Here is a 683-nt window from a genome sequence, read left to right on the forward strand (position 1 = left end):
GTCCGCCGAAGCCCGTGGTCTCCCACTGGCAACCGACGGAATTGCGGGTGACCTGTCCGAACGGGCCCGCGCCGAACGCGGACTGCACCTCGCGTCGGTGATCGATCCGCATTCGCCGAAGAAGGGGCCGGGCGTCGTATGCCGCGCTGGTCGGGGCAGCGTCCTCCGTCGACGCAGCGTCGTCCTCCGCACCGCCGCACCCGGCGATCAGCACAGCTGTTGCCGCCGCGACCATCGCGAACCGTCTCGTCATCTGCCAGGGGCTCACATCTACGGGGCCGAGAATCCGCCGACGCCGGGAATGTCGAACAGAATGCCGTAGGCGAGGACGTGTGCGGTGAACAGGACCGGGCCGCTGCCGGTATCGGCGACGACCGGCCCCGAGGGCTCGAACACGCCGTTGCCCTGCTGGCAGATCGGTGCGTTCACCGACCCGGTGCGTCCGTTGGCGATGTTGACGAAGTCGACCTGCAGGCTGGCGAAGTTCTGGTACGACGTGCAGATCCGCGGCTCGGCGGCGCGGCCCCAGATGTGGGTCAGTCCAGGCGTCTCGGTGCTGGCGACCTCGATCGTGCCGATCCACTGATCCGGAACGACGAGTCCGCCGACGGTGACCCCGAGGTTGGGAATCTGCAGGACGGGCACGGGAGCCGGCCCGGGCGGGGGGCGCAGGCGCGTTCTCG

Annotated in this window: 1 protein-coding gene and 1 pseudogene; both read right to left on the bottom strand. The window is 69.7% G+C overall.

Features of this window, described 5'->3' with window-relative positions:
• Positions 1 to 253, bottom strand: a pseudogene (locus tag RHBS_RS28345) (DUF3558 domain-containing protein); the annotation flags it as partial.
• A 17-nt stretch (positions 254 to 270) separates the two neighbouring features.
• On the bottom strand, positions 271 to 683 hold a 413-nt coding region (locus RHBS_RS28350; protein WP_236745432.1), incomplete at its 5' end, for a hypothetical protein.

Source organism: Rhodococcus sp. BS-15, from assembly GCF_000813105.1.
Classification (GTDB): domain Bacteria; phylum Actinomycetota; class Actinomycetes; order Mycobacteriales; family Mycobacteriaceae; genus Rhodococcoides.